Raw genomic sequence first — 26,488 nt, 5'->3', positions numbered from 1 at the left:
CTCATGTCCCAGCCGATCCGCATCAAGGACCACGAAAAAGACGCCCGTCTGGTGCGTGGCCGCGTCGTGTTCGGGGCAATTGCGGTGGTGGCGCTGATCTGCGTGCTGATCGCGCGGCTGTATTTCCTTCAGGTCATCCAGTACGAGTACCACTCGACCCTGTCGGAAAACAACCGCGTCCACGTGCAGCCGATTCCGCCGACTCGCGGGTTGATCTTCGACCGTAATGGCGTGGTGGTGGCCGATAACCGGCCCAGCTTCAGTTTGAGCATGACCCGCGAGCGCTCCGGCGACTGGCAGCAAGTGCTCGACGTGATCGTCCAGGTGCTGGAACTGACCCCCGAGGACCGGGTGATCTTCGAGAAGCGCATGAAGCAGGGGCGCCGGCCATTCGAGCCGGTGCCGATCCTGTTCGAGCTGACCGAAGAGCAGATCGCCCGGATCGCGGTGAACCAGTTCCGGCTGCCGGGTGTTGAGGTGGTCGCGCAGTTGGTGCGGCATTACCCTCAGGGCGCGCACTTCGCGCACTCCGTGGGTTACATGGGCCGGATCAACGAGAAAGAGCTCAAAACCCTGGACCCGGTGGGTTACAGCGGTACTCATCAAATTGGCAAGACCGGCATCGAACGCTTCTACGAGCCCGAACTGCACGGCCAGGTGGGTTACGAAGAAGTCGAGACCAACGCTCGGGGCCGCGTATTGCGCGTGCTCAAGCGTACCGATCCGATTCCCGGCAAGGACATCGTCCTGAGCCTGGACATCAAATTGCAGGAAGCCGCCGAAGCGGCACTCGGCGGTCGCCGTGGTGCGGTGGTGGCGCTGGACCCGAACACCGGCGAAGTCCTGGCCATGGTCAGTGCGCCGAGCTTCGACCCGAATCTGTTCGTCACCGGCATCAGCTTCAAGGCCTATGCCGAGTTGCGCGATTCCATCGATCGGCCGCTGTTCAACCGCGTGCTGCGCGGGCTGTACCCGCCGGGCTCGACGATCAAGCCTGCGGTGGCGATTGCCGGCCTCGATTCTGGCGTGGTCACGGCGTCGACCCGCGTGTTCGACCCCGGCTACTACATGCTGCCCAACTACGATCACAAATACCGCAACTGGAACCGTACCGGCGACGGCTACGTCGACCTGGACACGGCGATCATGCGTTCCAACGACACCTACTTCTATGACCTGGCCCACAAGCTGGGCATCGACCGCTTGTCCTCGTACCTGGGCAAGTTCGGCATTGGCCAGAAGGTCTCGCTGGACATGTTTGAAGAGTCGCCGGGGCTGATGCCGTCCCGGGAGTGGAAGCGTGCGACCCGGCGTCAGGCCTGGTTCCCGGGCGAAACCCTGATCCTGGGGATCGGCCAGGGCTACATGCAATCCACGCCGCTGCAACTGGCGCAAGCCACGGCGCTGGTGGCCAACAAAGGCGTGTGGAACCGTCCGCACCTGGCCAAGACCGTCGAAGGTGAAAAGCCCAAGGATGAAAATCCGATGCCGGACATCATCCTGCGCGACCCGTCGGACTGGACCAAGGTCAACCACGGCATGCAGCAAGTAATGCACGGCGCACGCGGTACCGCGCGCAAAGCGGCAATCGGTGCGCAATACCGGATCGCCGGCAAAAGCGGTACGGCCCAGGTGGTCGCGATCAAGCAAGGCGAGAAGTACGACCGCTCCAAGGTGCAGGAGCGTCACCGCGACCACGCCTTGTTCGTCGGCTTCGCGCCGGCCGACAACCCGAAAATCGTGGTGTCGGTGATGGTCGAGAACGGCGAGTCCGGCTCCGGCGTCGCCGCACCGGTGGTACGTCAAGTCATGGATGCCTGGCTCCTGGACCAGGATGGACGACTCAAACCTGAGTACGCCGGCCCTATCAGTGCGGAGGCTACGGCCCGTGAAGAGTAATTTCGATCGCATCCTCTCCAGTGAGGACGTGATGCGTCGCCGAGCGACGCTGTTGCAACGTCTGCACATTGATGGCCCATTGCTGATTCTGCTGCTGACCCTCGCCGCTGGCAGCCTGTTCGTGCTGTATTCGGCCAGTGGCAAGAGCTGGGACCTGCTGGCCAAGCAAGCCACTTCATTCGGCATCGGCCTGGTGTCGATGATCGTCATCGCCCAGTTCGAGCCGCGGTTCATGGCCCGTTGGGTGCCGATCGGTTACGTGCTCGGCGTGTTGTTGCTGGTGGTGGTGGACGTCATGGGCCACAACGCCATGGGCGCCACGCGCTGGATCAACATTCCCGGGGTGATCCGCTTCCAGCCTTCGGAATTCATGAAGATCCTGATGCCGGCGACCATCGCCTGGTACCTGTCCAAACGTACGTTGCCGCCGCAGCTCAAGCATGTGGGCGTCAGTCTGTTCCTGATCGGCTTGCCGTTTATCCTGATCGTGCGTCAGCCCGACCTTGGGACTTCGCTGCTGATCCTTGCGGGCGGTGCGTTCGTGCTGTTCATGGGCGGCCTGCGCTGGCGCTGGATCCTCAGCGTGATTGCCGCGGCGGTGCCGGTGGCGGTGGCGATGTGGTTCTTCATCATGCACGACTACCAGAAGCAGCGAATCCTGACCTTCCTCGACCCGGAAAGCGATCCGCTGGGCACTGGCTGGAACATCATCCAGTCCAAGGCCGCCATCGGTTCCGGCGGCGTGTTTGGCAAGGGCTGGCTGCTGGGCACCCAGTCGCACCTGGACTTCCTGCCGGAAAGCCACACCGACTTCATTATTGCGGTGCTGGGCGAAGAATTCGGCCTGGTGGGCATTTGTGCACTGCTGCTGATTTACCTGTTGTTGATCGGTCGCGGGCTGGTAATTACCGCCCAGGCCCAGACTTTGTTCGGCAAATTGCTCGCGGGCAGCCTGACCATGACGTTTTTTGTTTACGTTTTCGTCAACATCGGTATGGTCAGTGGCCTGTTGCCGGTTGTGGGGGTGCCGTTGCCGTTCATTAGCTACGGAGGAACTTCGCTGGTGACGCTGCTGTCAGCGTTTGGGGTTTTGATGTCGATCCATACCCATCGTAAGTGGATCGCACAGGTTTGAATAAGGTGAAGATTTCAATGCAAGCAATGCATGGCTGGGCGACTCGATACGCGCCGTGGGTCGGCCTGGTAGGCATCCTTGGTACTGCGCAAGCGCAGGCCGGCGATTACGAAGGTTCACCCCAGGTGGCCGAATTCGTCGGTGAAATGACCCGCGACTACGGCTTTGCCGGTGAACAGCTGATGGGCGTGTTCCGCGAAGCCGCGCGCAAGCAGGCGATCCTGGACGCCATTTCCAAACCCGCCGAACGGGTTAAACAGTGGAACGAATATCGCCCGATGTTCATCACCGACGCGCGTATCGCCCGTGGTGTGGACTTCTGGCGCCAGCACGAGGCGGTATTGGCCCGTGCCGAGCAGGAATACGGCGTGCCGGCCCAGGTGATTGTCTCGATCATCGGCGTTGAAACCTTTTTCGGCCGCAATACCGGCAATTACCGGGTGATCGACGCGTTGTCGACCCTGGGTTTCGACTATCCTCCCCGTGCCGAATTCTTCCGCAAGGAATTGCGTGAGTTCCTGCTGTTGGCCCGGGAGGAGCAGGTCGATCCGTTGACCCTCAAGGGTTCCTACGCCGGCGCCATGGGCTTGCCGCAGTTCATGCCGAGCAGTTTCCGCGCCTATGCGGTGGACTTCGACGGGGATGGCCACATTAATATCTGGACCAATCCGGACGATGCCATTGGCAGCGTTGCCAGCTATTTCAAGCGTCACGGCTGGGTCGCTGGCGAGCCAGTGGTCAGCCGCGCCGATGTGCGTGGCGATCAGGTGGACGAGGGTTTGACCACCGGCATCGAGCCGACGAAAACCGTCGGGGAGTTGCGGGCGTTGGGGTGGTCGAGTCATGATGCGCTGCGCGATGATATGCCGGTCACCGCTTTCCGCCTGGAAGGTGACAATGGCCCCGAGTACTGGATGGGCCTGAAGAATTTTTACGCGATCACGCGTTATAACCGCAGCGTGATGTACGCCATGGCCGTACATCAACTGTCTGAACAGCTGGTCCAAGCACGGGGCGTCAAGTAATGCGGGCATTGCCTATGAATAAACCCCTGAAGCTGATGGCGTACGTCGCGTTGGCGGCGCTGGTCGCCAGTTGTACGACCAGCCGCGCGCCGACCCAGAAGTCCTCCAACACCGCCGTGCGCGCTACGCCGGGGCTGGACATCAACCGTGCGCACAAAGACGGCGCGCCATGGTGGGACGTCGACGTGTCGCGCATCCCGGATGCCACGCCGACCCTGCACAGCGGGCCTTATAAAGCCAACCCGTACACCGTGCTGGGCAAGACCTATTTCCCGCTGCAGGACTCCAAGACCTACGTCGCCTCGGGCACGGCGTCCTGGTACGGCACCAAGTTCCACGGCCAGAACACCGCCAATGGCGAGGTGTATGACCTGTATGGCATGAGTGCCGCCCACAAGACGTTACCGCTGCCAAGTTACGTTCGGGTGACCAACCTGGACAACAACAAGAGCGTGGTCCTGCGGGTCAACGACCGTGGGCCGTTCTACTCGGATCGCATCATCGACTTGTCCTACGCCGCCGCCAAAAAGCTCGGTTATGCCGAAATCGGCACGGCGCGGGTCAAGGTCGAAGGGATCGATCCGCAACAGTGGTGGGCCGCCAAAGGCCGTCCGGCGCCTTTGATGCTCAACGAGCCGCAAGTAGCGCAAAATGCCGCGCCGACCATTACCGCCTCGGCGGGGACGGTCGAACAATGGACACCACCGCCGCAGCAACACGCGTCGGACACAGTGCCTGTACCGGTTGCCGCAAAAAAAAACGCTTCTGCACCAGCCTCTGGCCAGTATCTGCAGGTGGGCGCGTTCGCCAACCCGGACGCTGCAGAACTCCTGAGATCGAAGCTCAGCGGGATGGTGAGCGCTCCGGTGTTCATCAGCTCGATCGTGCGCAACCAACAGACACTGCATCGGGTACGCCTGGGGCCGATCGGTTCGCAGGGTGAAATCCAGCAAGTGCAGAACAGTGTGCGACTGGCCAATCTCGGTTCACCGAGCCTGGTCACCGCCGAGTAACACGCAGTACTGGATTGAAGGTTCGCTTGCGGTTTGGGGGGAGGACCTGGTTGTTGGCTCGTTAAGAACAAAAGCCCGGCAAGGGTTCTGAGTGAGCAACTGAACACGCGATGGCCCGTTAGAAAGCCATCTGATTAAGTTTTGCCTTCGGGCAGTTTCCATTAGCGATTTCGAGAGACGGATGAACATCACCACCTTTGCCAAACGCCTGTGCCTGTTAGTCCCGCTGTTCATCACGCCTGCCGCTTTTGCGGTAGAAATGATGCCGTCGCCACCGCAACTGGCCGCCAAATCCTACGTGCTCATGGACGCCAGCAGCGGCAACGTGCTGGTCGAGAACAACGGTGACCAGCGCCTGCCACCCGCCAGCCTGACCAAACTGATGACCGCGTACATTGCGACGCTGGAAATCCGTCGTGGCCAGATCGGCGAAAACGACCCGGTGACCGTCAGCGAAAACGCCTGGCGCACCGGCGGTTCGCGGATGTTCATCAAGGTTGGCTCGCAGGTAACTGTCAGTGACCTGCTGCACGGCATCATCATCCAGTCGGGTAACGACGCCAGTGTTGCGCTCTCCGAGCACATCGCCGGCAGCGAAGACGCGTTCGCCGACATGATGAACAAGACGGCCGGCGACCTGGGCATGACCAACAGCCACTTCATGAACCCGACCGGTCTGCCGAACCCGGAGCACTACTCGTCGGCTCACGACATGTCGCTGCTGGCTCGCGCGATCATCCACGAAGACCCGGCTCACTATGCGATCTACTCGCAGAAAGAGTTTTTCTGGAACGGCATCAAGCAGCCTAACCGCAACCTGCTGCTGTGGCGCGACAAGACTGTCGATGGCCTGAAAACCGGTCACACCGACGAAGCCGGCTACTGCATGGTGTCCTCGGCCGTGCGTGATGGCATGCGCCTGATCGCCGTGGTGTTCGGCACCAACAGCGAAGTGGCCCGCGCCTCCGAAACCCAGAAACTGCTGACCTACGGTTTCCGCTTCTTCGAAACCCAGACCTTCTATCAGAAAGGCGCCGAGCTGGCTCAGGCCCCTGTCTGGAAAGGCACCACCAATCAAGTCAAGGCCGGCCTGGCTGAAGACCTGACCATGACCCTGCCCAAGGGCCAGCTGAAAAAGCTCGCCGCCAGCATGACCATGAACCCGCAACTGGTTGCACCTATCGCCAAGGGCGACGTGATCGGTAAAGTCGAAGTGAAACTGGACGACAAGGTGGTGCACAGCGCTGACCTGATCGCCCTGGACGCGGTCGACGAGGGTGGTATCTTCCGCCGCATGTGGGATAGCATCCGTCTATTCTTCTACGGCTTGTTCAACTGAATTAGTGTGGACTTGCATGGCCCCGATCCAATCCGGAGCGGGGCCATGTCCGTTGCCACGGCTTACGAGGCCGTTACGCCATGACAGATACCGAAGTAAAGGCGCCAAAGATCGAATTCCCTGCAAAGGATTACCCGATCAAAGTGATCGGCGACACCATTGTGGACATCAAGCAAAAGATCATCGATATCGTGGCCAAGCACGCGACGATCAACGATGAGAAAGTGGACGAACGCCAGAGCAGCAACGGCAAGTACACCACGATCCAGCTACACATCATCGCCACCGGTCAAGACCAGCTGTACGACATCAACAGCGAACTGCGGGCTACCGGTTTCGTGCACATGGTGCTGTGATGCCGGGCACGCTGGGCTTTCGCGAGCTCGGCCAGATGGCTTACGAGCCGGTCTGGCATGCCATGCAGCGCTTCACCAACGAACGCGGCACTGACGCCGCGGACGAGATCTGGCTGGTGGAACACCCGCCGGTGTTCACCCAGGGCCAGGCCGGCAAGGCCGAGCACCTGTTGCTGCCGGGAGATATCCCGGTGGTGCAGGTCGATCGCGGCGGGCAGGTGACTTATCACGGTCCCGGCCAGTTGGTGGCCTATCTGTTGCTGGATGTGCGCAAACTGGGTTTCGGCGTGCGTGACCTGGTCACCCGCATGGAACACTGCCTGATCGAGTTGCTGGCCAGCTACGGCGTCACTGCCGCAGCCAAGCCGGACGCGCCGGGTGTCTACGTCGACGGGGCAAAAATTGCTTCGCTGGGTCTGCGCATCCGCCATGGTTGCTCCTTCCATGGCCTGGCCCTGAACGTGGACATGAACCTGGAACCGTTTCGACGGATTAATCCCTGCGGCTACGCCGGGCTGGCGATGACCCAGCTGAGCGATCACGTAGGATCGATTGAATTTGCCGAGGTAAGTGCCCGGCTGCGCGCGCAGCTCGTCAAACACCTCGACTATGCTGAGCAGACGACCCTAACGGGCGGAATCGACTGATATGACTACTGATGCAGTGCAAACCATGATCCCGACGCTGGATGTCACCGAGCGTCCGGCCCCGCGTGCCAAGGTAGAAGCCGGCGTCAAGCTGCGCGGCGCCGAGAAGGTTGCACGCATCCCGGTAAAGATCATTCCGACCACCGAACTGCCGAAGAAACCTGACTGGATCCGCGTGCGCATCCCGGTGTCCCCGGAAGTCGACCGCATCAAGGCCCTGCTGCGCAAACACAAGCTGCACAGCGTCTGCGAAGAAGCATCCTGCCCGAACCTGGGCGAGTGCTTCTCCGGCGGCACCGCCACGTTCATGATCATGGGCGACATCTGCACCCGTCGTTGCCCGTTCTGCGACGTCGGCCACGGCCGTCCGAAGCCACTGGACACCAACGAGCCGCAAAGCCTGGCCATCGCCATCGCCGACCTGAAACTCAAGTACGTGGTGATCACCTCGGTTGACCGCGACGACCTGCGTGACGGCGGTGCCCAGCACTTTGCCGACTGCATCCGCGAGATCCGCAAGCTGTCGCCGAACGTGCAGCTCGAAACCCTGGTCCCGGACTACCGTGGCCGCATGGACGTGGCGCTGGAAATCACCGCCGCCGAGCCGCCGGATGTGTTCAACCACAACCTGGAAACCGTGCCGCGCCTGTACAAGGCTGCGCGTCCGGGTTCGGATTACCAGTGGTCGCTGACCCTGCTGCAACGCTTCAAGCAGATGATGCCGCACATTCCGACCAAATCCGGCCTGATGCTGGGCCTGGGCGAAACCGACGAAGAAGTCATCGAAGTCATGAAGCGCATGCGCGAACACGACATCGACATGCTGACCCTCGGCCAATACCTGCAACCGTCGCGCAGCCACTTGCCGGTGCAGCGTTTCGTGCACCCGGACGTGTTCGCCTGGTTCGCCGAGGAAGGCTACAAGATGGGCTTCAAGAACGTCGCGTCCGGCCCGTTGGTGCGTTCCTCGTACCACGCCGACGAGCAGGCGAAGCTGGTCAAGGCCGAGCTGATCGCCTCCTTGTGATGCGCGGCTGAACGACAAAAACGCCCGCACGGCTTCGGCCATGCGGGCGTTTTTTTGCCTGGCCTACGTCCACGGTGGTCTTTTCCCGCACAGCGCGGCGCGATCGACCCCCTTCTGTTTATGCCCGTTCCTGACTACTGTGTGCTGAAGATTTCACGCTGGGAGATTCATGGATGACCGTTCGACCGATCCACACCCTTTTTCCTCACGCCCCTGTGCCGGCCTTGCCGTCGGAAGGGCTGATCGGCGTGATTGCGCCCGCCGGCCCCGCCACCCTGGACACTGATAAGGCTGTGCAATGGATGCGCGCCCGGGGTTATGCGCTGCGGGTGTTTCCCGGTGTTTACCAGCAAGACGGCTACCTGGCCGGCAGCGACGAGGTGCGACTCAACGATTTGCATGGGGCGTTCGCCGACCCTGAAGTCGACGCGATCATTTGCCTGCGCGGCGGTTACGGTACGCCGCGTTTGCTCGATCGCCTCGACTTCGACTTGCTGCGTGCCAACGCCAAGCCTTTCATCGGCTACAGCGACATCACCGCGTTGCATCTGGCCATCAGCCGTCATGCAGGCTTCGTGACCTTTCATGGGCCGTTGCTCAACGCGGATTTGCTGGGGGACAAGCAAAAGCCTACCGAGGCTTCGTTCTTCAACATGCTGCGCGGGCAACTGAAGGCCGGCAGCGTGCTCACGCACCCGGTGGCCTACCCGTTGAGCACTATCGAGCCTGGCATCGCTCATGGGCGCTTGCTGGGGGGCAATCTGTCGATGATTGCCGCAACCATGGGCACGCCGTACGAAATCGAGGCCGAAGGCGCCATTCTGTTCATCGAGGACATCAACGAGCCGCTGTACCGCATCGACCGGCTGCTGACCCATCTGCGCCTGGCCGGCACGCTCGGCAAGCTGCGCGGGGTGTTGGTCGGGGATGTGGCGGGGGTGGAGGCTGCTGCGTTGGCGCGGCTGCTCAAGCAGACCTTTGAACCGTTGCGGATTCCGGTGCTGGCCGGATGGCGCAGCGGGCATTGCGACCCGAACCTGACGCTGCCCATGGGGGCGCTGGTCAAGCTGGATGCGGGGAACAAGGTGTTGGTGTTGGAGCAGGATGTGGTGGTCAAGCGTTAGAGCGTGGTCGTCAGTTAGTCAGTCTTCGCGGGCAAGCCTCGCCCCTACAGAGCGCAACACTGTAGGAGCAAAGCTTGCCCGCGATGCTTTTAACGGCTACGCAAACCTTCCAACAATTTGTGCGTCGGATAGCCGTCCGCCGGCCAGCCAAACGACTGCTGGGCGCTGCGGATCGCCTTACGGGTATTGGCACCGATGATGCCATCGGCAGTGCCCGCCTCGTAGTTCTGCGCACTCAGCAGGTTTTGCAGTTCGATACGCTCGCTGCGGCTCAGCGGCAAATCGTCTTTTGGCCAGGTGCCGTTGATCAGGCCTGCGCCGTTGAAGCGTTCGGACAGCAGACTCACCGCCAAGGCATACGATGACGAGTTGTTGTACTTGAGGATTGCGCGGAAGTTGTCGAGGACCAGGAACGCCGGGCCGCGATAACCGGCCGGGAGCAGCAGGGCGGCCGACAAGTGTTCGGCGCCCGCCGGAACCTGCGCGCCATTGGGCAGGGTCACGCCCAGTTGCAGCCATTCGGCCACGCTTTTGCGCATCGTGCCGTCAGCCAGGACGTAATTGAAGTTGCCAGGCAGTTGCGCTTCGAAGCCCCACGGCTGGCCTTTCTGCCAGCCGGAGCTTTGCAGGTAATGCGCGGTCGAGGCCAGGGCGTCGGCCGGGCTGCCCCAGATATCGCGGCGACCGTCACCATCGAAATCCACGGCGTGGGTGTTGTAGGTGGTCGGAATGAACTGGGTCTGACCCATGGCACCGGCCCAGGAGCCGAGCATTTTCTCCGGCGTGATATCGCCCTGTTGCAGGATCTGCAGGGCGGCGATCAGTTGCGCATGGGCAAAGCCCGGGCGCCGGCCTTCATAGGCCAGGGTCGCCAGGGAATTGATCACCGACTTGGTGCCCTGGAATTGCCCGAAGTTACTTTCCATGCCCCACACCGCGACGAGTGCCTGACGGTCGACGCCGTAGCGCTGCTCGATGCTTTGCAGGATGTCGGCATACTGGCTGACCAGCGCCTGGCCTTTGCGCACCCGCAGTGGCGACAGCGCGCCGTCGAGGTATTCCCACACCGGGCGGGAGAATTCCGGTTGGCTACGGTCGGCGCGGATCACGCTGTCGTCGAAGCTGACATTGGCGAAGGCACGGTCGAACAGATCGGCGCGAATACCGGCGGCCAGGGCGTCCTTGCGAAAACCCGCCTGCCATTCGGCGAAGGTCTGGGTCGGCTGGATGTCTAGGTTGTCACCGCTCGGCACCACGGGCGGAATCACCGCGGGGGCGGTCGCGACGGGGACGGTCTGAAGCGGTTGGGCGTCGGCGGCGGTCGGTTTTTCTGCGCAGGCGACAAGCAAGATGAGGCTGGAGGCAGCGATCAATTGGCGTAAGTGCCAACGACGGGAAAGACAAAGGGGCATGCACAGGTCCAGGGAATACGAATCAGGTGCAGACCTTAACATGGAGAAGGGGGGCTGTGCTTCAAGCGGCCAGAAAGTAAGAAGCCTCCCAGCTATTAGACTGGAAGGCTTCGCGGCGGTAGCTGCCTTTGCCCTTGCCGGCTCGTTCCTGACGGCTGCGGAACAGTGGCTGGGCGATGATGGATTTGGCCTTGTTCGGGCCATTTTTAGATGGCTTTTTGCTCATGATCGGATCTCACAGATAGGTGGGTTTTGCGGGGGAAATAATCTGCCGAAGTTGGGGTTCTGTCCAGCCCCTTGTGGCGAGGGGGCTTGCCCCCGTTCGGCTGCGAAGCAGTCGCAAAACCTGCGTCCGCCTAGTACCTGGAAAAACTCGGTTGCAAATCTCAGGGCCGCTTCGCGCCCCAACGGGGGCAAGCCCCCTCGCCACAAGAAGCCTTACTCTGCGGGCAAGTTCAGGCGCTGCCCAGCCATCAACAACGACAACCGACTCAAACTCATCCACGGCGAACCCGCTGCTTGCCCTTTGATCTGCGCATCAATGCGCTGCGCTTCCAGCAACAACTGCGCCCAGCGTTGCGCCGAGTAGCGTTGCAGGGCTTTGCTCATCAGTGGTTTGCGCTTGTCCCAGACCGGCGGCCGGGCCGAGCTGAAGGCTTTGTCCAGCGGCACACCCTGGCTGTATTGCAGCGCCAGACTGGCCAGCAGGCGCAGCTCCCGGGCCAGGGCCCAGAGAATCACCGGCGGCTCGACACCCTCGCCGCGCAGCCCTTCGAGCATGCGCAAGGCGTGGGCGGCTTCGCCGTTGAGGATCGCATCGGTCAGGCCGAACACGTCAAAGCGCGCACTGTCGGCCACGGCCGCCTGCACGGTTTCGACGGTGATCTGGCCACTCTCGGCCATCAGCTTGAGCTTTTCGATTTCCTGGGCCGCGGCCAACAGGTTGCCCTCGACCCGGGCAGCGATCAGTTCGACCGCGTCCTGGCTGGCAGACAGCCCAGCCTGGGACAAGCGCTGGCGAATCCAGCTCGGCAACTGATTGGCATCCACCGGCCAGATCTGCACGAACTGGGTCTGCGCACCTTCAACCAGCGCCTTGCCCCATTTGGTCTTTTGCGCGGCGCCATCGAGCTTGGGCAGGCTGATCAGCAAGATCGTGTCTTCGGCCGGGCGCGAGCAGTATTCAATGAACGCGGCGGCGCCTTTGTCACCCGGCTTGCCGGAGGGCAGGCGCAGTTCCAATAGGCGCTTTTCGGCGAACAACGACATGCTCGCACCGGCCTGCAGCAGCGTTCCCCAATCGAAACTGGCGTCGGCGGCAAAGACCTGGCGTTCATCGAAACCTTGCTGGCGAGCTGCCGCGCGAATGGCGTCAGCTGCTTCCTGGCACAGCAACGGGTCATCACCACTGATGATGTAGACCGGCGCGAGGGCACCTTGCAGGTGTTTGGCGAGTTGAGCGGGGGCGAGTTTCATAAGAGAGGGCAAACGGGGCGCCTGGGCGCCCCGTAAGTCTTATTGCTGCGGGATTTCGACTGGCGACTGGCGCGGGGTTTCCGCTTCAGCCTTCTGTGCTGCGTTCAGTGCATCGGCTTCAGCCTTGGCACGGGCATTGGCAGTATTTTGCAGCTGCTCCAGCTGGGTCGGCGTGATCTGCTGCAGGCGCAGCATCATGCGTTGAACCAGTTCACGACGGGTTTCTACGCGGGCAGTGGCCGCTTCCTGATCGGAACCCACCAGGTTGTTGCCGTCGTGGATGAAGATTTTCTGCACTTCAAGCTTGTCGCTCATCAGGGCCAGGTCATGCTCGCCACGGATGTCGTAGTTCAGCACGGTGGTCACCTGATACTCACCCGTACGACCGGCACCGGCGTAGCTGAGGATGCGCTGGCTTTCCTGCTCGTCCGTCAGGATCAGCTTGTACGGTGCACCGGTATAAACCTTGACGCCGCTGCTCGACAGCACCTGACGCAGTTGCGTCACGGTTTCGCCATAGGCGTTGCGGGCGCTCAGGTCGAGTTCCTTGATCGCCAGTTCGGTGGTGCCAGTGCCGCGCAGCTGGAAACCGCAGGCGCTCAACAGGACTGCGAGGCCCATCACCAGCAGATTGCGTTTGATCATCTTGTTGCTCCCCTTGAAACCATGTGGGCCGACCGTGCGGCCCGAAAGGTTTAACTCGGCGCCAGGCTCACCTGGCGCCTGATCCAATTAGCTGGCGACGATATTGACCAGTTTCCCGGGCACTACGATCACTTTACGAATAGTCAGGCCATCGACAAAACGCAGTACGTTTTCGTTGGCCCGTGCGGCGGCTTCGACTTCTTCGCGAGTCGCGCTGGCCGGCATTTCAATCTGGCCGCGCAGCTTGCCGTTGACCTGAATCACCAGTTGCAGGCTGTCCTGTACCAGGGCGCTCTCATCCAGCACCGGCCAGCTTGCGTCGATCACCGGGTCGGCGTGACCCAGTTGATTCCACAGCTCGTGGCTGATGTGCGGAGTGATCGGTGCCAGCAGCAGGACCACGGTTTCCAGGCCTTCGTGAATCAGCGCGCGATCCTGTGCGGTGCCTTGCGGGGCTTTTTCCAGCACGTTCATCAGCGTCATCACCTGGGCGATGGCGGTGTTGAATTTGTGGTTCTGGCCGACGTCGTGGCTGGCTTGCTTGATCGCCTGGTGGATCGAACGGCGAATGGCTTTCTGCTCGTCGTTCAGGCCGGCGACGTTCAGTTTGCCCGGCAAGCCCTGAGTGACGTGTGCTTGCGCCAGACGCCAGACGCGCTTGAGGAAGCGGTGCGAACCTTCAACGCCGGAGTCCGACCATTCCGCGCTCATGTCGGGCGGCGAGGCGAACATCATGAACAGGCGGCAAGTGTCTGCGCCGAACTGGACGATCATCGACTGTGGGTCGACGCCGTTGTTCTTGGACTTGGCCATCTTCTCGGTGCCGCCGATTTCCACCGGCAGGCCGTCAGCGATCAGCTTGGCGCTGATCACCTTGGCCTTGCTGTCGCGCTCGAGTTCCACGTCCGCCGGGTTGAACCAGGTGAAAGCACCATTGGCTTCGCGACGATAGTAAGTCTCGGCGATCACCATGCCCTGGGTCAGCAGGTTCTTGAACGGCTCGTTGGAGCTCACCAGGCCTTCGTCACGCATCAGCTTGTGGAAGAAGCGCGCGTACAGCAGGTGAAGAATCGCGTGTTCGATACCGCCGATGTACTGATCCACCGGCAACCAGTGGTCGGCCGCGGATTTTTTCACCAGACCGCCTTGATAGTGCGGCGAGGCGTAGCGGGCGTAGTACCACGAGGACTCGACGAAGGTGTCCATGGTGTCGGTTTCACGCTTGGCCGGTGCACCACATTTCGGGCAGCTGCACTCGTAGAACTCGGGCATGCGTGCCAGTGGCGAACCGGCGCCGTCCGGCACCACGTCTTCCGGCAGGACGACCGGCAGTTGATCTTCCGGGACCGGCACATCACCGCAGGTTTCGCAGTGGATGATCGGGATCGGGCAGCCCCAGTAGCGCTGGCGGCTGATGCCCCAGTCGCGCAGGCGGAACTGGGTGCGCGAGGCACCGAGGTTTTTCTTGATCAGCGCGACTTCCATGGCGTCGAAGGCGCCTTCGAAGTCGAGGCCGTCGAACTCGCCGGAATTGATCAGCGTGCCGTGCTCGCCGTAGGCGTCTTGCCATGGCGCCGGGTTGGTGTCGCCCGAACTGGTGCGCACCACGGATTTGATCGGCAGGTTGTACTTGGTGGCGAACTCGAAATCACGTTCGTCGTGGGCCGGGACTGCCATCACGGCGCCGTCGCCGTAATGCATCAGCACATAGTTGGCGACCCACACCGGGAGTTTCTCACCGGTCAGCGGGTGCTCGACGAACAGCGAGGTCGGCAGGCCTTTTTTCTCTTGGGTGGCGACGTCGGCTTCAGCGACGCTGCCGCCCTTGCATTCAGCGATGAACGCTTGCAGCTCGGGACTGTTCTTTGCGGCCAGGGTGGCCAGCGGGTGTTCGGCGGCGACCGCTACGTAGGTCGCGCCCATCAGGGTGTCCGGGCGGGTAGTGAAGACTTTCAGCACGCCGCTTTCGCCGATCGAGTCGACGTTGTACGGGAACTGCACTTCCATGCCCCGGGACTTGCCGATCCAGTTGCGCTGCATGGTCTTGACCTGTTCAGGCCAGCCCGGCAGATCGTCGAGGCTCGACAGCAGCTCATCCGCGTAGGCGGTGATCTTGAAGTAGTACATCGGGATTTCGCGCTTTTCGATCAGCGCGCCGGAACGCCAGCCGCGCCCGTCGATCACCTGTTCGTTGGCCAGGACGGTCTGGTCGACCGGGTCCCAGTTCACGGTGCCGCTCTTTTTGTAGATCACGCCTTTTTCGAACAGGCGCGTGAACAGCCATTGTTCCCAGCGGTAGTAATCGGGCTTGCAGGTGGTCACTTCGCGGGACCAGTCCACCGCCAGGCCCAGGCTGCGCAGCTGGGTTTTCATGTAGGCGATGTTTTCGTAGGTCCACTTGGCGGGCGCTACGTTGTTCTTCATCGCGGCGTTTTCCGCCGGCATGCCGAAGGCGTCCCAACCCATGGGTTGCAGAACGTTCTTGCCTTGCATGCGCTGGTAGCGGGAGATCACGTCGCCGATGGTGTAGTTGCGCACGTGCCCCATGTGTAGCTTGCCGCTGGGGTAAGGGAACATCGACAGGCAGTAGAACGTCTCCTTGCCTGGCTGTTCACTGACGTCAAAGGACTTTTGCTCGTCCCAGAACGACTGGGCGGCGGCTTCGATTTCACGGGGCTGATATTGTTCGTGCATGGCTACTTTTGAACTGAATAGGGGTGGCCTAATCCTCTTCAATGCAACCCTGGACGGTGATCGCGCCAAATCGGCGGTTCGGTGTCCAGGCGAGCTGGAAGTGGAGTTACAGGAAGCGCCGTAGCATACATGACCGCACTCTATCGAGGGAAACCCTGATTACAGGCAAAAAGTCGCCCCAAACCTGCCGCGAGGGCCGTTGGTCGCAGGGTTCAGCCGGTTTGTTGATGGAAGCTAAGCTCCTAATTGGGGAGTGAGTCTTATCTTCAATGAGGTGAGGGATGGTTGAGTCACGACATAAAGTTACAAAACCGGAGCTGTATGAGCGACTGATCGATCGTCTGGGGATGGCTCTGGACGCGGCAAAAACCGCCGGTCGGTTGCGAGATGAACGTCCCCTGGAGCTGGAGTTGCGTGGCCTGAGCCCCGCAGAGTTTGCACTGGTCAAGGCGTATCTGGATCGCAGTGAACGTGAAACACAGGGATGCTTGTCTGAAGCAGTGAAGCAACTCGACGCACCACGTTCGGCCAAGATCATCTGGCTCAAGGACAAAACACTCGGCAGGGACGCGGTAAAGGTCCGGTCCCTGCAATTCAAGTAAGGGCACTTGAAGCCATGACGCATGGTTTTTTCAGCATAGTCCTTCCGCATTAGTTGTCGCATGGCGTCAACCCACTTAGGCTTCGGGCATCTCTGGAGATGCTCGATGCCTTTTCGTTATTTCGTGAAACAACTTCTGTTGCCTCCCGGCATCCTTTTGCTGCTGCTCGCGCTTGCCTGGTGGTTGCGCCGCTCAAGGCCACGCCTGGCCGGATTTTGCTTTGCCCTGGGGCTTGGCGGGTTCTGGCTGATGAGCTTGCCGGTGGTGGTGCAATGGAGCGCCAAGGCCCTGGAACGGGAGCCGGCACTGGCCCTGAATGAATGGGCGACCTTGGGTCAGCGCGCCGATGCGATTGTGGTGCTGGGTTCCGGGCGTGAGCGGGGCGACCTCGCCTGGGGCGCCGACCAACCAACCGGCGTGGGCCTGGAGCGTCAGCGTTATGCCGCGCGGTTGGCCAAGGCCTCGGGCCTGCCGATCCTCACCAGCGGCGGCTTGCATTACGGCACGCCGCCCACCGAAGCCAAGTTGATGGCGGATTCGCTGCTCGACGATTTCGGCGTAACCGTGCGCTGGCAGGAAGGGCGTAGCCGCACCACTTGGGAAAATGCGCAGTTCAGTGCCGAGGTGTTGCTGCCGCAAGGGATCAAGCGCGTGGTGGTGGTGACGCAGGCCTGGCACATGCCGCGGGCGGTCTGGAGTTTCAAACAGGCGGGATTTGAAGTGGTGCCCGCGCCAGTGGGGTTCTTGGGCGTAGACAATGCCCGGCCGCTGGGCGGCTGGATGCCGGAATTCAAATCGATCTGGCAGAGTGGGCAGTTGTTGAATGAGGCGGTGGGGCAGGTCGGGTATTCGATGTTCTACCGCTGAACACTGTGGCGAGGGGGCTTGCCCCCGTTCGGCTGCGAAGCAGTCGCAAACCTACTGACGCGGTGTTCCAAACATCGGGTAGATGGGGGCGCTTCGCACCCCAACGGGGGCAAGCCCCCTCGCCACAAAAGCTCGCCAGATTTCAGACGGTCTTGGCCATCCGGCTGGCGATCAAAGCCCAGCCAAACAACAACACACACACAATGATCAACGGCCACGAACGCCATTCCAGGTACGGCGTCAGGTTGTGCATCGGCACCACCTCGCCATACAGAATCCCGCGTTCGAACTGCGGAAGCTGGGTCGTGATCTGCCCGAAGGGGTTGATCAGGCCGGTCACGCCATTGTTGGTGGCGCGGATCATCCAGCGGCCGGCCTCCAGTGCGCGCATCTGCGCCATCTGCAAATGTTGCAGCGGGCCGATAGAGGTACCGAACCAGGTGTCGTTACTAATCGTCAGCAATAGATCGCTACGGGCGGCGAGGCCGGCGGCAAACTCCGGGTAGACCACTTCATAGCAAATGAACGGCGCGATCTGATAACCCTTGGCTTGCAGCATCGCCTGATCGGCAGGCCCGCGGGCAAAGTCCGACATCGGCAGGTCGAAGAAGGCGATCAGTCCACGCAAAATATCCTGCAACGGCACGTACTCGCCAAACGGCACCAGTTTCTGCTTGAGGTACGTGCCGTCGCCTTCGCCGACCACGGTGATGCCGTTGAAGAAGCGTCGTTCGTGCCGCACTTCCTGGCGAATCGGTACGCCGGTAATCAGCGCAGTCTTACGCTCGGCGGCGAAGTTTCCCATCATGTTCAGGTAGCCCTCGGCGGACTCCTTGAGCACCGGGACGGCGGTTTCCGGCCAGATCAGCAGGTCGACGCGCTTGGAACTGAAGCTCATGTCGCGGTACAGCGCCAGCTGCGAGTTGAGCTGCGCCGGGTCCCACTTCATGCTTTGTTCGATGTTGCCCTGAATGGCGGCGACGCTCAGGGGCGGACCGGCCGGGGTGGTCCAGGCATGTTCCTTGAGCAACAGGCCCGCGACCCATGGCCCGGCCAGCAACACCACGCCCGCCGCGATGAAGCCTGTGCGACCCGTGCGAATCAGTCGTGGAGCGTTCCAGATCAACGCGGCTGTCAGCGCCAGGGTAAAGGAAATCAACCACATCCCGCCGACCGGCGCGAGCCCGGCCAACGGGCCGTCGAGCTGGCTGTAACCGGAATAGAGCCACGGGAAACCGGTGAGGAACCAGCCACGAAAGGCTTCCTGGCCGACCCACAACGCGGCAAACGCCAACGCATCGGCCAGCGGTGCTTCGTTACGGCGCAACCAGCGCGCCCAGATCCAGGCCGGCAGGGCGAAGAACCAGGCAATCGCCGCGGTGAAGATCAGCATCAGGAAACCGGCCAGCAACACCGACGCCCCACCGAAATGGTGGATGCTGTAGTAGATCCAGCTGGTGCCGGCGCCAAACAGGCCGAAACCGAAACACCAGCCACGGCCCAGGGCCTGACGGGGGTTCAGTTCTCGCAAACCGGCATAGAAGAAACCGACCGCCAGCAACGCCAACGGCCAGATATCGAACGGCGCCAACGCCAGGGTGGTGATTGCACCGGCCACCACGGCCAGCAGATTACCGGGCCAGCCGGGACGGGTCAGACGGTGCATTTCAATCCTTAGCGTGCAATTGGAGTCAGGCGCAGCAAGTGAATCCGACGGCTGTCAGCATTCAGGATACGGAAGCGATACGGCCCGATTTCAGTGATTTCGTTGCGTTTTGGCAAGTGCCCGAACGCGCTCATCACCAGGCCGCCCACCGTGTCGAACTCATCGTCGGAGTACTGGCTGTCGAAGAACTCGTTGAAGTTCTCGATCGGCGTCAGGGCCTTGATCAGGAAGTCACCGCTGGGCAGTGGCTTGATGTAGCTGTCCTCTTCGACGTCGTGCTCGTCTTCGATGTCGCCGACGATTTGTTCCAGCACGTCTTCGATGGTCACCAGACCCGCCACGCCGCCGTATTCGTCGATGACGATGGCCATGTGATTGTGGTTGGCGCGGAACTCACGCAGCAGCACATTCAGGCGCTTGGACTCCGGCACGAACGTGGCCGGGCGCAGCAGGTCCTTGATGTTGAAGCTGTCGCCGTTCTCCTTGAGGATCAACGGCAGCAAGTCCTTGGCCAGCAACACGCCCATCACGTCATCGTGGCTTTCGCCGATCACCGGGTAGCGGGAGTGGGCCGAGTCGACCACGGCGGGCAGGAACTCGCGAGGTGTCTGGGTCGCCTTGATGCTGATCATCTGCGAGCGCGGGACCATGATGTCCCGAACTTGCAGGTCAGCCACCTGGATGGCGCCTTCGACGATGGCCAGCGCTTCGCTGTCCAGCAGTTTGTTTTGGTGTGCGTCGCGCAGCAGCTCCAGCAGCTCCTGGCGGTTCTTCGGCTCGTGGGCAAAAGCCTGGGTGAGCTTACCCAGCCATGACTTCTGCCCGTTGCTCGATCGATCTTCGCTCATAGCGATTACTCTGAATCCTTTGTTGTAACAATAGGGGATGTTTCGGTTTCGTCGTCCGCGTAAGGGTCGGGATAACCCAACTCGGCAAGCAACGTTCGTTCCAGTGCTTCCATTTCCTCGGCTTCCTCGTCATCTATATGGTCGTAACCAAGCAGATGCAAGCAGCCGTGAATGACCAGATGCGCCCAATGGGCCTTTGGTTCCTTGCCTTGTTCCGCGGCTTCGCGCTCGACCACCGCCACGCAGATCACCAGATCGCCCAGCAGGGGAATGTCGAGAAACTCGTCGGGCACGTCGGCCGGGAACGACAAAACGTTGGTCGCGTAGTCTTTCTGCCGCCAGGTGAAGTTCAGTTCGCGGGCTTCTTCTTCGTCGACCAAACGGATGGTCATTTCAGAATCGGCAGTGCGCTGGCGCAGGGCCAGTTCGCACCATTGGCGGAACTCGGCTTCGCTGGGGACAGGCGCTTCGGTGGCCTGTTGCAGATCAAGCTCAAGCATCGTGGCGTTTATCCTTTGGCGCTTCATCGGCCACGCGATTCTCGAAGCGCTCGTAGGCTTCGACGATGCGTTGCACCAATGGATGGCGCACCACGTCCTTGGGCATGAAATGGGTGAAGCTGATGCCCGGCACGTCTTTCAGGACTTCGATCACATGGTGCAGCCCGGATTTGGTGCCTTTGGGCAGGTCGACCTGGGTGATGTCACCGGTGATGACCGCCGTGGAGCCGAAGCCGATGCGGGTCAGGAACATCTTCATCTGCTCGACGGTGGTGTTCTGGCTTTCGTCGAGGATGATGAAACTGTTGTTCAGCGTGCGACCGCGCATGTAAGCCAGCGGTGCGACTTCGATCACCTGGCGCTCGATCAGCTTGGCCACGTGTTCGAAGCCGAGCATTTCGTAGAGCGCGTCGTACAGCGGGCGCAGGTACGGATCGATTTTCTGCGACAGGTCGCCGGGCAGGAAGCCAAGCTTTTCGCCAGCCTCAACCGCCGGGCGCACCAGCAGGATGCGGCGAATCTGCTCGCGTTCCAGCGCGTCTACCGCGCAGGCAACGGCCAGATAGGTCTTGCCGGTACCGGCCGGGCCGATGCCGAAATTGATGTCGTTACCGAGGATTTCCTTCACGTAGCGCAGCTGATTCAAGCCGCGAGGGCGAATCATGCCTTTCTTGGTGCGCAAGGCAACGGAGGGTTCGCCGGGGGAGACGTTGTCCAATTCTTCGACGGCCGATTCCTGCAGGAACAGGTGAACCGTATCCGGCGACAGCTCCGTACCCTTGGTTTCCCGGTACAGGCGGCGGATCAGGTTTTCCGCAGAAGTGGTGTGCTTGGGTTCGCCGATTAGCTCGAACTGGTTTCCGCGATTGCGGATCTCGATGGTCAGGCGTTGTTCGATCAAGCGCAGATGCTCGTCGAATTGCCCGCACAGATTGGCGAAGCGGCGAGCCTCAAAGGGCTCGAGGATAAAACGATGTGGTTCGATGGGTGCGTTCAAGGTCGTATTTAGCCGCCCTGGGGCAATTAAGATGAAATCAAGGATAACGCCAGTGGGCTGGGTACGAAAGCTCTTAAACAGACCAATGTCTAACGGACACTTCATACCTGTGGCGAGGGAGCTTGCTCCCGCTCGGCTGCGAAGCAGTCGCAAGCCAGTCACCTCAGTACAACCTGCAGATATTGGGAGCGCTTCGCACTCCAGCGGGAGCAAGCTCCCTCGCCACAAAAAGCCCGCAGTCACGGGCATTCAGGTGATTATTGGATCAGCGAGCCCCGCAACGAGTGCGGCTGTGCCGCATCAATATGCACGTCGGCGAACTGGCCAATCAGGGTTGGATTGTCGCAGCGGAAGTTGACGATCCGGTTATTCTCGGTCCGGCCTTGCAGCTCGCCGGGGTCTTTTTTCGAGTAATCGGTCACCAGAATCCGCTGGACCGAGCCGACCATTTGTCGGCTGATCTCGAAACCTTGCTGATTCAAGCGATGTTGCAGCGCGTTCAGGCGTTCTTTTTTCAGTGCTTCCGGCGTCTCGTCGGCCAGGTCGGCGGCCGGAGTGCCCGGGCGCTGGCTGTAAACGAAGGAGTAGGAGAAGTCGAAACCGACGTCTTCGATCAGCTTCATGGTCTGTTGAAAGTCTTTCTCGGTCTCGCCCGGGAAGCCGACGATAAAGTCGGAACTGATGCAGATCCCCGGCACGGCGGCCCGCAGCTTGCGCAGTTTGGATTTGTATTCCAGCGCGGTGTGGTTGCGCTTCATCGCCGACAGAATGCGGTCGGAGCCCGATTGCACTGGCAAATGCAGGTGTTTCACCAGTTCTGGCACATCGGCGTGGGCCTGAATCAGGCTGTCGGAGAACTCCAGCGGGTGCGACGTGGTGTAGCGAATCCGGTCGATGCCATCGACGGCGGCCACCACGCGGATCAACTCGGCCAGATCCGCCAGGCGCCCATCGTGGGTGGTGCCGCGATAACCGTTGACGTTCTGCCCCAGCAGGGTCACTTCGCGCACGCCGTTTTCGGCCAGGTGAATGATCTCGGCGATCACGTCGTCGAACGGCCGGCTGACTTCTTCACCCCGGGTGTAGGGCACCACGCAGAACGTGCAGTACTTGCTGCAACCTTCCATCACCGACACGTAAGCGCTCGGGCCATCGATGCGCGGCTCGGGCAAATGGTCGAATTTTTCGATTTCCGGGAACGAGACGTCGACTTGCGGCAGCTTGGTGGCGCGGGCAGCGTCGATCATTTTCGGCAGGCGGTGCAGGGTCTGCGGGCCGAAGACCACGTCCACATACGGTGCGCGGTCGCGGATGGCCGCGCCTTCCTGGCTGGCCACGCAACCGCCGACGGCGATCACCATGTCCGGGTTGGCCAGTTTCAGTTCGCGCCAGCGACCGAGCTGGGAATACACCCGGTCCTGGGCGCGTTCGCGGATCGAGCAGGTGTTGAGCAGGATCACGTCGGCATCTTCGGCGCGAGCGGTGACTTCCAGGGCCTGATGTTCACCCAGCAGATCGACCATGCGCGAGCTGTCGTACTCGTTCATCTGGCAACCGTGGGTTTCGATGTAAAGCTTCTTGGCCATGGACAGAGTCATCACGTGATTCAAAGAACCGCGCATTATAGGGAACATGTCCCAAGGTTCCTACCGTTGTGCGTCCGGTGGCTATGCTATAGTTCGCGCCCTCATTTTTATCCCCCAATGTGTTGCCCGCCCACCATGACCAAACGTGAAGCCCCAATCTACAAGGTGATTTTCCTCAACCAGGGCCAGGTGTACGAAATGTATGCCAAGCAGATCTATCAAAGTGATCTGTGGGGCTTCCTGGAAGTGGAAGAGTTCGTCTTTGGCGAGCGCACGCAAGTGGTCGTCGATCCGAGCGAAGAGAAACTCAAGGCTCAGTTCGAGGGCGTGGTGCGCAGTTTCGTGCCGATGCATTCGATCGTGCGCATCGACGAAGTCGAGCGCCTCGGTACGCCGAAAATCAGCGAAGCCCGCGGCGCGGTCGGCAATGTGATGCCGTTTCCGATGCCGATGCCTGAAAAATAGCTTTCGCCTCGACTTTGTGTCGTCTGATTTCAGTGTGTAGGACGCTTCTGATATTTATCCGGCGTATTGACTGCTTGTCGGAAAAATATCAGGTTGTGGTCATGCAGTGAATGCCATGAGTCCAACCATAAAAAACCGCAAACTGAAAACCGTTTACGGTCAATTGCCCGGTTGCGTCAAAAGTTTTTTGGCGATGCCCAACGTTGAACGCAAGTTGCCACTCGGCGGCTAATCAAGCACTGCCTATTTATAAAACAATTATTGGCGGACTTATTGGTTCGGGGGTAGCTCTGTGCGCGATTCTCGTTATGACATTCTTTTCGAGCCGGTCCAGATTGGCCCCGTTCGTACGCGTAACCGTTTTTACCAGGTGCCCCACTGCAATGGCATGGGGCATGTGCATCCCTCGGCAATGGCTCGCATGCGTGGAATAAAAGCCGAGGGGGGCTGGGGGGTGGTCTGCACGGAGGAATGCGAGATCAGTCCCCTGAGCGAATTCTCCCCTTATATAGAGGCGCGTCTGTGGGATGAGCGTGACATCCCGGCGCTGGCCCGCATGTGCGAGGCGGTCCATCAGCATGGTTCATTGGCCGGTGTTGAACTGGCTTTCAACGGCTACTCCGCCCCCAATCGATACAGTCGCGAAATCCCGTGGGCGCCGTCAAACACGCCGGTGCGCGGCTATGACCCCGTACAGGCCAGGGCCATGAGCCGGGCCGATATCCAGCAACTGCGCCAGATGCACCGGGCTGCTGCGTTGCGGGCGCGTCAGGCGGGTTTCGACATTGTCTACGTATACGCGGGCCACGACCTCGGCCTGCCGTTTCATTTCCTGACCCCGCGCAACAATCGCCGCACCGATGAATACGGCGGAGTGCTGAAGAACCGTGTGCGTCTGTTGCGCGAATTGATTGAAGACACCCGGGACGCGGTGGGTGATCGTTGTGCGGTGGCCGTGCGCCTGGCGGTGGATGAACAAGCCGCCGGCGGCCTGTCCCGGGAGGGCGAAGGCGCTGAAATCTTCTCGATACTGGCAGATTTGCCCGACCTGTGGGACGTCAATGTCGCCGACTGGGCCAACGACAGTGTGACCTCGCGCTTTGCCAGCGAGGGCTATCAAGAGACATTGTTGCTGGGGCTCAAGGCGCTGACCCGCAAGCCGCTGGTGGGGGTTGGTCGATTCACCTCGCCTGACACCATGGTGTCGCTGGTGCGCCGCGGGGTGCTGGACCTGATCGGTGCAGCGCGCCCCTCCATTGCCGACCCCTTTCTGCCGAAGAAAATCGAAGAAGGGCGGATGGACGAAATCCGTGAGTGCATCGGCTGCAATATCTGCGTCAGTGGTGATCACACCAGCACACCGTTGCGCTGCACCCAGAACCCGACCATGGGCGAAGAGTGGCGGCGGGGCTGGCATCCTGAGTCGGTGGCGCGTGTGGGCCATCCCGGCCGGGCGCTGGTGATCGGGGCGGGGCCTGCCGGGCTTGAATGCGCGCGGGTGCTAGGCCTGCGGGGCATGGACGTGGCGCTGGTAGAAAGCTCGCGCAACCTGGGCGGTCGCGTGACGCTTGAGTCCAGGCTCCCGGGGTTGGCGAGCTGGTCACGGGTGGTCGACTATCGCCTCGACGCGCTGAATCGGCTGGCCTCAGTGGACATCTACCGCGAGAGCCGGCTGAACGCCCAGGATGTGCTGGACTTTGCCGCCGAGCACGTCTTCATCGCAACCGGATCTCACTGGCGCCGGGACGGTCTGGGTCGGGCTTTGCGCCAGGTCCTGCCGGGTTTGTCCGGCATCCCCGTGCTGACTCCGGATGATGTGCTGGCTGGCGCCATCCCGCCGTCCCCCGTGCTGTTGTTCGACGACGATCACTATTACCTCGGCAGCGTACTGGCCGAGCATCTGGTGGATCGGGGGGTGGAAGTGATCTTCGTCACCCCGGCGGCGGACGTGGCGACATGGACCCACAACACCCTCGAGCAGCACCGCATCCAGCGTCGCCTGCTGGAGCTGAATATCACCATCATCGCGTCCCACACGCTGTGCAGCGTCACGCCCGATGGTGTGATGGCGGGCTGTGTCTATACCGGCCGACCGCGTGTGATTCCGGCGGCCTCGTTGCTGTTGGTGACTTCCCGGGAGCCCGATCAAGCGCTGTACCAGGCGCTCCATGATGCGCCGCAAGTGTGGCGGGATGTCGGTATTCAAACCGTAGAGTTGGTCGGTGACTGTCTGGCGCCAGGCACGATTGCGGCGGCCGTGTATGGCGGGCATCGGCTGGGGCGAGAGTTCGATGCGCCCGCCGCTTCATTAACGATGCGTCGAGAGGTTCCGTATCTGGACGTGTTGTAACGCAGTCCTGTTCTTCTAATAACAAGGAATAGAACAATGAAAAAAATAATCCTGTTGTTATTGCTATTGGTCGTTGTGTTATTCAGCGTTTCACTCTTTGCCAAAGATTATGAAGTCATACGATTCGGTGCTGACCCCAACTACGCACCCTTCGCTTATAAGGATGAGACTGGCAAGTTGGTCGGTTTCGAGATTGATATCGGCAATGGTATCTGCGCGCATCTGGAAGTTCGTTGCCAGTGGGTTGAAATCGACTCTGATGGCCTGATCCCCAGTCTTCTGGCCGGAAAGATCGACGCGATATTGGCGTCCATGAGCATTACTGCGGCGCGGCTGAAGGTTATCGATTTCTCCTCGGAGGTTTTTTCCAGTCCCACTGCCATGGTGTTCAGGAAGGGCGAAAACCTTGAAGAACCCAAGGGCCAGTCCGTTGGCTATTTGCAGGGCACCACCCAGGAAATCTATGCCAGGCAGGTATTGGCCAAGGCGGGCATGAAAGTGTTGGCTTACCCGGATCAGGAGCAGGCCTACGCCGATCTGGTCGCAGGTCGCTTGCAAGCCTCTTTGCAGGATGCGCAGCAGGCTCAGAGCGGCTTCCTGAGTTCGCCCCGGGGTGCCGGTTTTGTCCTGGGGCCGCTGATTGAAAGCGAGCTGATGCCGTCGACAAGCGGTATCGGCATCGCCAAAGGCAATGCCACCTTGAAAACCATGCTGGATCGGGGGTTGGCCGCCCTGCATGCCGACGGCACCTATGTGCGGTTGCAAGACACGTACTTCGACGGCGTGGATATGTTCAGCGGCAACTAACCGACTTT

The 26,488-nt window shown here is 61.0% G+C and carries 24 protein-coding genes; 14 read left to right on the top strand and 10 right to left on the bottom strand.

Annotated features, from left to right (window positions below):
* The first annotated feature begins 3 nt into the window (after window positions 1-3).
* From mrdA to FQ192_RS24675, 9 genes are all read left to right on the top strand, one after another.
* Window positions 4-1,899 carry a penicillin-binding protein 2 gene (gene mrdA / locus FQ192_RS24715; protein WP_149660889.1) on the top strand — a complete coding sequence of 632 codons (1,896 nt, stop codon included), beginning with the start codon at window positions 4-6 and terminating at the stop codon, window positions 1,897-1,899.
* A 31-nt stretch (window positions 1,900-1,930) separates the two neighbouring features.
* Window positions 1,931-3,034 (top strand): rod shape-determining protein RodA, encoded by a 1,104-nt coding sequence (gene rodA, locus FQ192_RS24710; protein WP_166656017.1) that lies wholly within the window; start codon window positions 1,931-1,933, stop codon window positions 3,032-3,034.
* 17 nt (window positions 3,035-3,051) lie between these two features.
* Entirely contained in the window at window positions 3,052-4,059 is a 1,008-nt protein-coding gene (mltB, locus tag FQ192_RS24705) for a lytic murein transglycosylase B (RefSeq protein ID WP_149660888.1), read from the top strand.
* Window positions 4,059-5,072, top strand: coding sequence for a septal ring lytic transglycosylase RlpA family protein (locus FQ192_RS24700; RefSeq protein WP_149660887.1), 1,014 nt, complete (start codon window positions 4,059-4,061; stop codon window positions 5,070-5,072). The genes mltB and FQ192_RS24700 overlap by 1 nt, the downstream gene beginning before the upstream one ends.
* 181 nt (window positions 5,073-5,253) lie before the next feature.
* Window positions 5,254-6,411 (top strand): D-alanyl-D-alanine carboxypeptidase family protein, encoded by a 1,158-nt coding sequence (locus FQ192_RS24695; protein ID WP_149660886.1) that lies wholly within the window; start codon window positions 5,254-5,256, stop codon window positions 6,409-6,411.
* 80 nt (window positions 6,412-6,491) lie between these two features.
* Window positions 6,492-6,767 (top strand): DUF493 domain-containing protein, encoded by a 276-nt coding sequence (locus FQ192_RS24690; RefSeq protein ID WP_133837585.1) that lies wholly within the window; start codon window positions 6,492-6,494, stop codon window positions 6,765-6,767.
* Window positions 6,767-7,414: a lipoyl(octanoyl) transferase LipB gene (lipB, locus tag FQ192_RS24685; protein WP_149660885.1), complete on the top strand. Its 648-nt coding sequence runs from the start codon at window positions 6,767-6,769 to the stop codon at window positions 7,412-7,414. The genes FQ192_RS24690 and lipB overlap by 1 nt, the downstream gene beginning before the upstream one ends.
* Window position 7,415: 1 nt before the next feature.
* Window positions 7,416-8,441: a lipoyl synthase gene (gene lipA / locus FQ192_RS24680; RefSeq protein WP_123404565.1), complete on the top strand. Its 1,026-nt coding sequence runs from the start codon at window positions 7,416-7,418 to the stop codon at window positions 8,439-8,441.
* A 173-nt stretch (window positions 8,442-8,614) separates the two neighbouring features.
* Window positions 8,615-9,565 carry an LD-carboxypeptidase gene (locus FQ192_RS24675; protein WP_149660884.1) on the top strand — a complete coding sequence of 317 codons (951 nt, stop codon included), beginning with the start codon at window positions 8,615-8,617 and terminating at the stop codon, window positions 9,563-9,565.
* An 89-nt stretch (window positions 9,566-9,654) separates the two neighbouring features.
* Here FQ192_RS24675 and FQ192_RS24670 read toward each other — a convergent pair whose 3' ends face one another.
* The 5 genes from FQ192_RS24670 to leuS form a co-directional block, all read right to left on the bottom strand.
* Window positions 9,655-10,977 (bottom strand): lytic murein transglycosylase, encoded by a 1,323-nt coding sequence (locus tag FQ192_RS24670; protein WP_149660883.1) that lies wholly within the window; start codon window positions 10,975-10,977, stop codon window positions 9,655-9,657.
* Window positions 10,978-11,038: 61 nt separating this feature from the next.
* Window positions 11,039-11,203, bottom strand: coding sequence for an alternative ribosome rescue factor ArfA (gene arfA / locus FQ192_RS24665; protein ID WP_094470475.1), 165 nt, complete (start codon window positions 11,201-11,203; stop codon window positions 11,039-11,041).
* 212 nt (window positions 11,204-11,415) lie between these two features.
* A complete protein-coding gene (gene holA, locus FQ192_RS24660; protein WP_149660977.1) occupies window positions 11,416-12,453 on the bottom strand; it encodes a DNA polymerase III subunit delta in 1,038 nt (345 codons plus the stop codon).
* A gap of 39 nt (window positions 12,454-12,492) precedes the next feature.
* The gene (gene lptE, locus FQ192_RS24655; RefSeq protein ID WP_149660882.1) at window positions 12,493-13,098 is read right to left on the bottom strand and encodes an LPS assembly lipoprotein LptE; all 606 of its coding nucleotides are present in this window, start codon (window positions 13,096-13,098) and stop codon (window positions 12,493-12,495) included.
* A gap of 87 nt (window positions 13,099-13,185) precedes the next feature.
* Window positions 13,186-15,792, bottom strand: coding sequence for a leucine--tRNA ligase (gene leuS / locus FQ192_RS24650; RefSeq protein WP_149660881.1), 2,607 nt, complete (start codon window positions 15,790-15,792; stop codon window positions 13,186-13,188).
* Between the two features lie 281 nt (window positions 15,793-16,073).
* Here leuS and FQ192_RS24645 point away from each other — a divergent pair, with 281 nt between their 5' ends.
* Window positions 16,074-16,394 carry a hypothetical protein gene (locus FQ192_RS24645; protein ID WP_149660880.1) on the top strand — a complete coding sequence of 107 codons (321 nt, stop codon included), beginning with the start codon at window positions 16,074-16,076 and terminating at the stop codon, window positions 16,392-16,394.
* Between the two features lie 105 nt (window positions 16,395-16,499).
* Window positions 16,500-17,261 carry a YdcF family protein gene (locus FQ192_RS24640; protein WP_149660879.1) on the top strand — a complete coding sequence of 254 codons (762 nt, stop codon included), beginning with the start codon at window positions 16,500-16,502 and terminating at the stop codon, window positions 17,259-17,261.
* A 142-nt stretch (window positions 17,262-17,403) separates the two neighbouring features.
* Here FQ192_RS24640 and lnt read toward each other — a convergent pair whose 3' ends face one another.
* The 5 genes from lnt to miaB all read right to left on the bottom strand — a co-directional run bounded on the left by lnt (window position 17,404) and on the right by miaB (window position 22,858).
* Window positions 17,404-18,927, bottom strand: coding sequence for an apolipoprotein N-acyltransferase (gene lnt, locus FQ192_RS24630; protein ID WP_149660877.1), 1,524 nt, complete (start codon window positions 18,925-18,927; stop codon window positions 17,404-17,406).
* An 8-nt stretch (window positions 18,928-18,935) separates the two neighbouring features.
* Window positions 18,936-19,775, bottom strand: coding sequence for an HlyC/CorC family transporter (locus tag FQ192_RS24625; RefSeq protein ID WP_133837594.1), 840 nt, complete (start codon window positions 19,773-19,775; stop codon window positions 18,936-18,938).
* 5 nt (window positions 19,776-19,780) lie between these two features.
* Window positions 19,781-20,275 carry an rRNA maturation RNase YbeY gene (gene ybeY / locus FQ192_RS24620; protein ID WP_149660876.1) on the bottom strand — a complete coding sequence of 165 codons (495 nt, stop codon included), beginning with the start codon at window positions 20,273-20,275 and terminating at the stop codon, window positions 19,781-19,783.
* Window positions 20,268-21,272 carry a PhoH family protein gene (locus FQ192_RS24615; RefSeq protein ID WP_133837596.1) on the bottom strand — a complete coding sequence of 335 codons (1,005 nt, stop codon included), beginning with the start codon at window positions 21,270-21,272 and terminating at the stop codon, window positions 20,268-20,270. The genes ybeY and FQ192_RS24615 overlap by 8 nt, the downstream gene beginning before the upstream one ends.
* 257 nt (window positions 21,273-21,529) lie before the next feature.
* Window positions 21,530-22,858 (bottom strand): tRNA (N6-isopentenyl adenosine(37)-C2)-methylthiotransferase MiaB, encoded by a 1,329-nt coding sequence (miaB, locus tag FQ192_RS24610; RefSeq protein WP_178129224.1) that lies wholly within the window; start codon window positions 22,856-22,858, stop codon window positions 21,530-21,532.
* A gap of 135 nt (window positions 22,859-22,993) precedes the next feature.
* Between miaB and FQ192_RS24605 the strand changes: the two genes are divergently transcribed.
* The 3 genes from FQ192_RS24605 to FQ192_RS24595 all read left to right on the top strand — a co-directional run bounded on the left by FQ192_RS24605 (window position 22,994) and on the right by FQ192_RS24595 (window position 26,480).
* On the top strand, window positions 22,994-23,323 hold the full coding sequence (locus FQ192_RS24605) for a DUF1820 family protein (protein ID WP_007894425.1): 330 nt from the start codon (window positions 22,994-22,996) through the stop codon (window positions 23,321-23,323).
* Between the two features lie 292 nt (window positions 23,324-23,615).
* Window positions 23,616-25,673, top strand: a complete 2,058-nt coding sequence (locus FQ192_RS24600; RefSeq protein WP_149660874.1) for an FAD-dependent oxidoreductase — start codon at window positions 23,616-23,618, stop codon at window positions 25,671-25,673.
* Window positions 25,674-25,709: 36 nt separating this feature from the next.
* Window positions 25,710-26,480 carry a transporter substrate-binding domain-containing protein gene (locus tag FQ192_RS24595; RefSeq protein ID WP_149660873.1) on the top strand — a complete coding sequence of 257 codons (771 nt, stop codon included), beginning with the start codon at window positions 25,710-25,712 and terminating at the stop codon, window positions 26,478-26,480.
* Window positions 26,481-26,488: the final 8 nt, after the last annotated feature.

Origin of the sequence: Pseudomonas sp. ANT_J12 (assembly GCF_008370045.1) — a bacterium.
GTDB lineage: Bacteria > Pseudomonadota > Gammaproteobacteria > Pseudomonadales > Pseudomonadaceae > Aquipseudomonas.
This window is presented reverse-complemented; position numbering and strand designations above follow the sequence as displayed.

What these genes read in the sequence shown, in the direction of transcription:
- arfA (WP_094470475.1), bottom strand. Translation starts at nt 11,203, where the DNA reads ATGAGCAAAAAGCCATCTAAAAATGGCCCGAACAAGGCCAAATCCATC.
- FQ192_RS24605 (WP_007894425.1), top strand. Translation starts at nt 22,994, where the DNA reads ATGACCAAACGTGAAGCCCCAATCTACAAGGTGATTTTCCTCAACCAG.
- FQ192_RS24700 (WP_149660887.1), top strand. Translation starts at nt 4,059, where the DNA reads ATGCGGGCATTGCCTATGAATAAACCCCTGAAGCTGATGGCGTACGTC.
- FQ192_RS24595 (WP_149660873.1), top strand. Translation starts at nt 25,710, where the DNA reads ATGAAAAAAATAATCCTGTTGTTATTGCTATTGGTCGTTGTGTTATTC.
- miaB (WP_178129224.1), bottom strand. Translation starts at nt 22,858, where the DNA reads ATGGCCAAGAAGCTTTACATCGAAACCCACGGTTGCCAGATGAACGAG.
- lipB (WP_149660885.1), top strand. Translation starts at nt 6,767, where the DNA reads ATGCCGGGCACGCTGGGCTTTCGCGAGCTCGGCCAGATGGCTTACGAG.
- FQ192_RS24675 (WP_149660884.1), top strand. Translation starts at nt 8,615, where the DNA reads ATGACCGTTCGACCGATCCACACCCTTTTTCCTCACGCCCCTGTGCCG.
- mltB (WP_149660888.1), top strand. Translation starts at nt 3,052, where the DNA reads ATGCAAGCAATGCATGGCTGGGCGACTCGATACGCGCCGTGGGTCGGC.
- FQ192_RS24625 (WP_133837594.1), bottom strand. Translation starts at nt 19,775, where the DNA reads ATGAGCGAAGATCGATCGAGCAACGGGCAGAAGTCATGGCTGGGTAAG.
- FQ192_RS24690 (WP_133837585.1), top strand. Translation starts at nt 6,492, where the DNA reads ATGACAGATACCGAAGTAAAGGCGCCAAAGATCGAATTCCCTGCAAAG.
- ybeY (WP_149660876.1), bottom strand. Translation starts at nt 20,275, where the DNA reads ATGCTTGAGCTTGATCTGCAACAGGCCACCGAAGCGCCTGTCCCCAGC.
- FQ192_RS24645 (WP_149660880.1), top strand. Translation starts at nt 16,074, where the DNA reads ATGGTTGAGTCACGACATAAAGTTACAAAACCGGAGCTGTATGAGCGA.
- lipA (WP_123404565.1), top strand. Translation starts at nt 7,416, where the DNA reads ATGACTACTGATGCAGTGCAAACCATGATCCCGACGCTGGATGTCACC.
- mrdA (WP_149660889.1), top strand. Translation starts at nt 4, where the DNA reads ATGTCCCAGCCGATCCGCATCAAGGACCACGAAAAAGACGCCCGTCTG.
- lnt (WP_149660877.1), bottom strand. Translation starts at nt 18,927, where the DNA reads ATGCACCGTCTGACCCGTCCCGGCTGGCCCGGTAATCTGCTGGCCGTG.
- leuS (WP_149660881.1), bottom strand. Translation starts at nt 15,792, where the DNA reads ATGCACGAACAATATCAGCCCCGTGAAATCGAAGCCGCCGCCCAGTCG.
- rodA (WP_166656017.1), top strand. Translation starts at nt 1,931, where the DNA reads ATGCGTCGCCGAGCGACGCTGTTGCAACGTCTGCACATTGATGGCCCA.
- FQ192_RS24670 (WP_149660883.1), bottom strand. Translation starts at nt 10,977, where the DNA reads ATGCCCCTTTGTCTTTCCCGTCGTTGGCACTTACGCCAATTGATCGCT.
- holA (WP_149660977.1), bottom strand. Translation starts at nt 12,453, where the DNA reads ATGAAACTCGCCCCCGCTCAACTCGCCAAACACCTGCAAGGTGCCCTC.
- FQ192_RS24640 (WP_149660879.1), top strand. Translation starts at nt 16,500, where the DNA reads ATGCCTTTTCGTTATTTCGTGAAACAACTTCTGTTGCCTCCCGGCATC.
- lptE (WP_149660882.1), bottom strand. Translation starts at nt 13,098, where the DNA reads ATGATCAAACGCAATCTGCTGGTGATGGGCCTCGCAGTCCTGTTGAGC.
- FQ192_RS24695 (WP_149660886.1), top strand. Translation starts at nt 5,254, where the DNA reads ATGAACATCACCACCTTTGCCAAACGCCTGTGCCTGTTAGTCCCGCTG.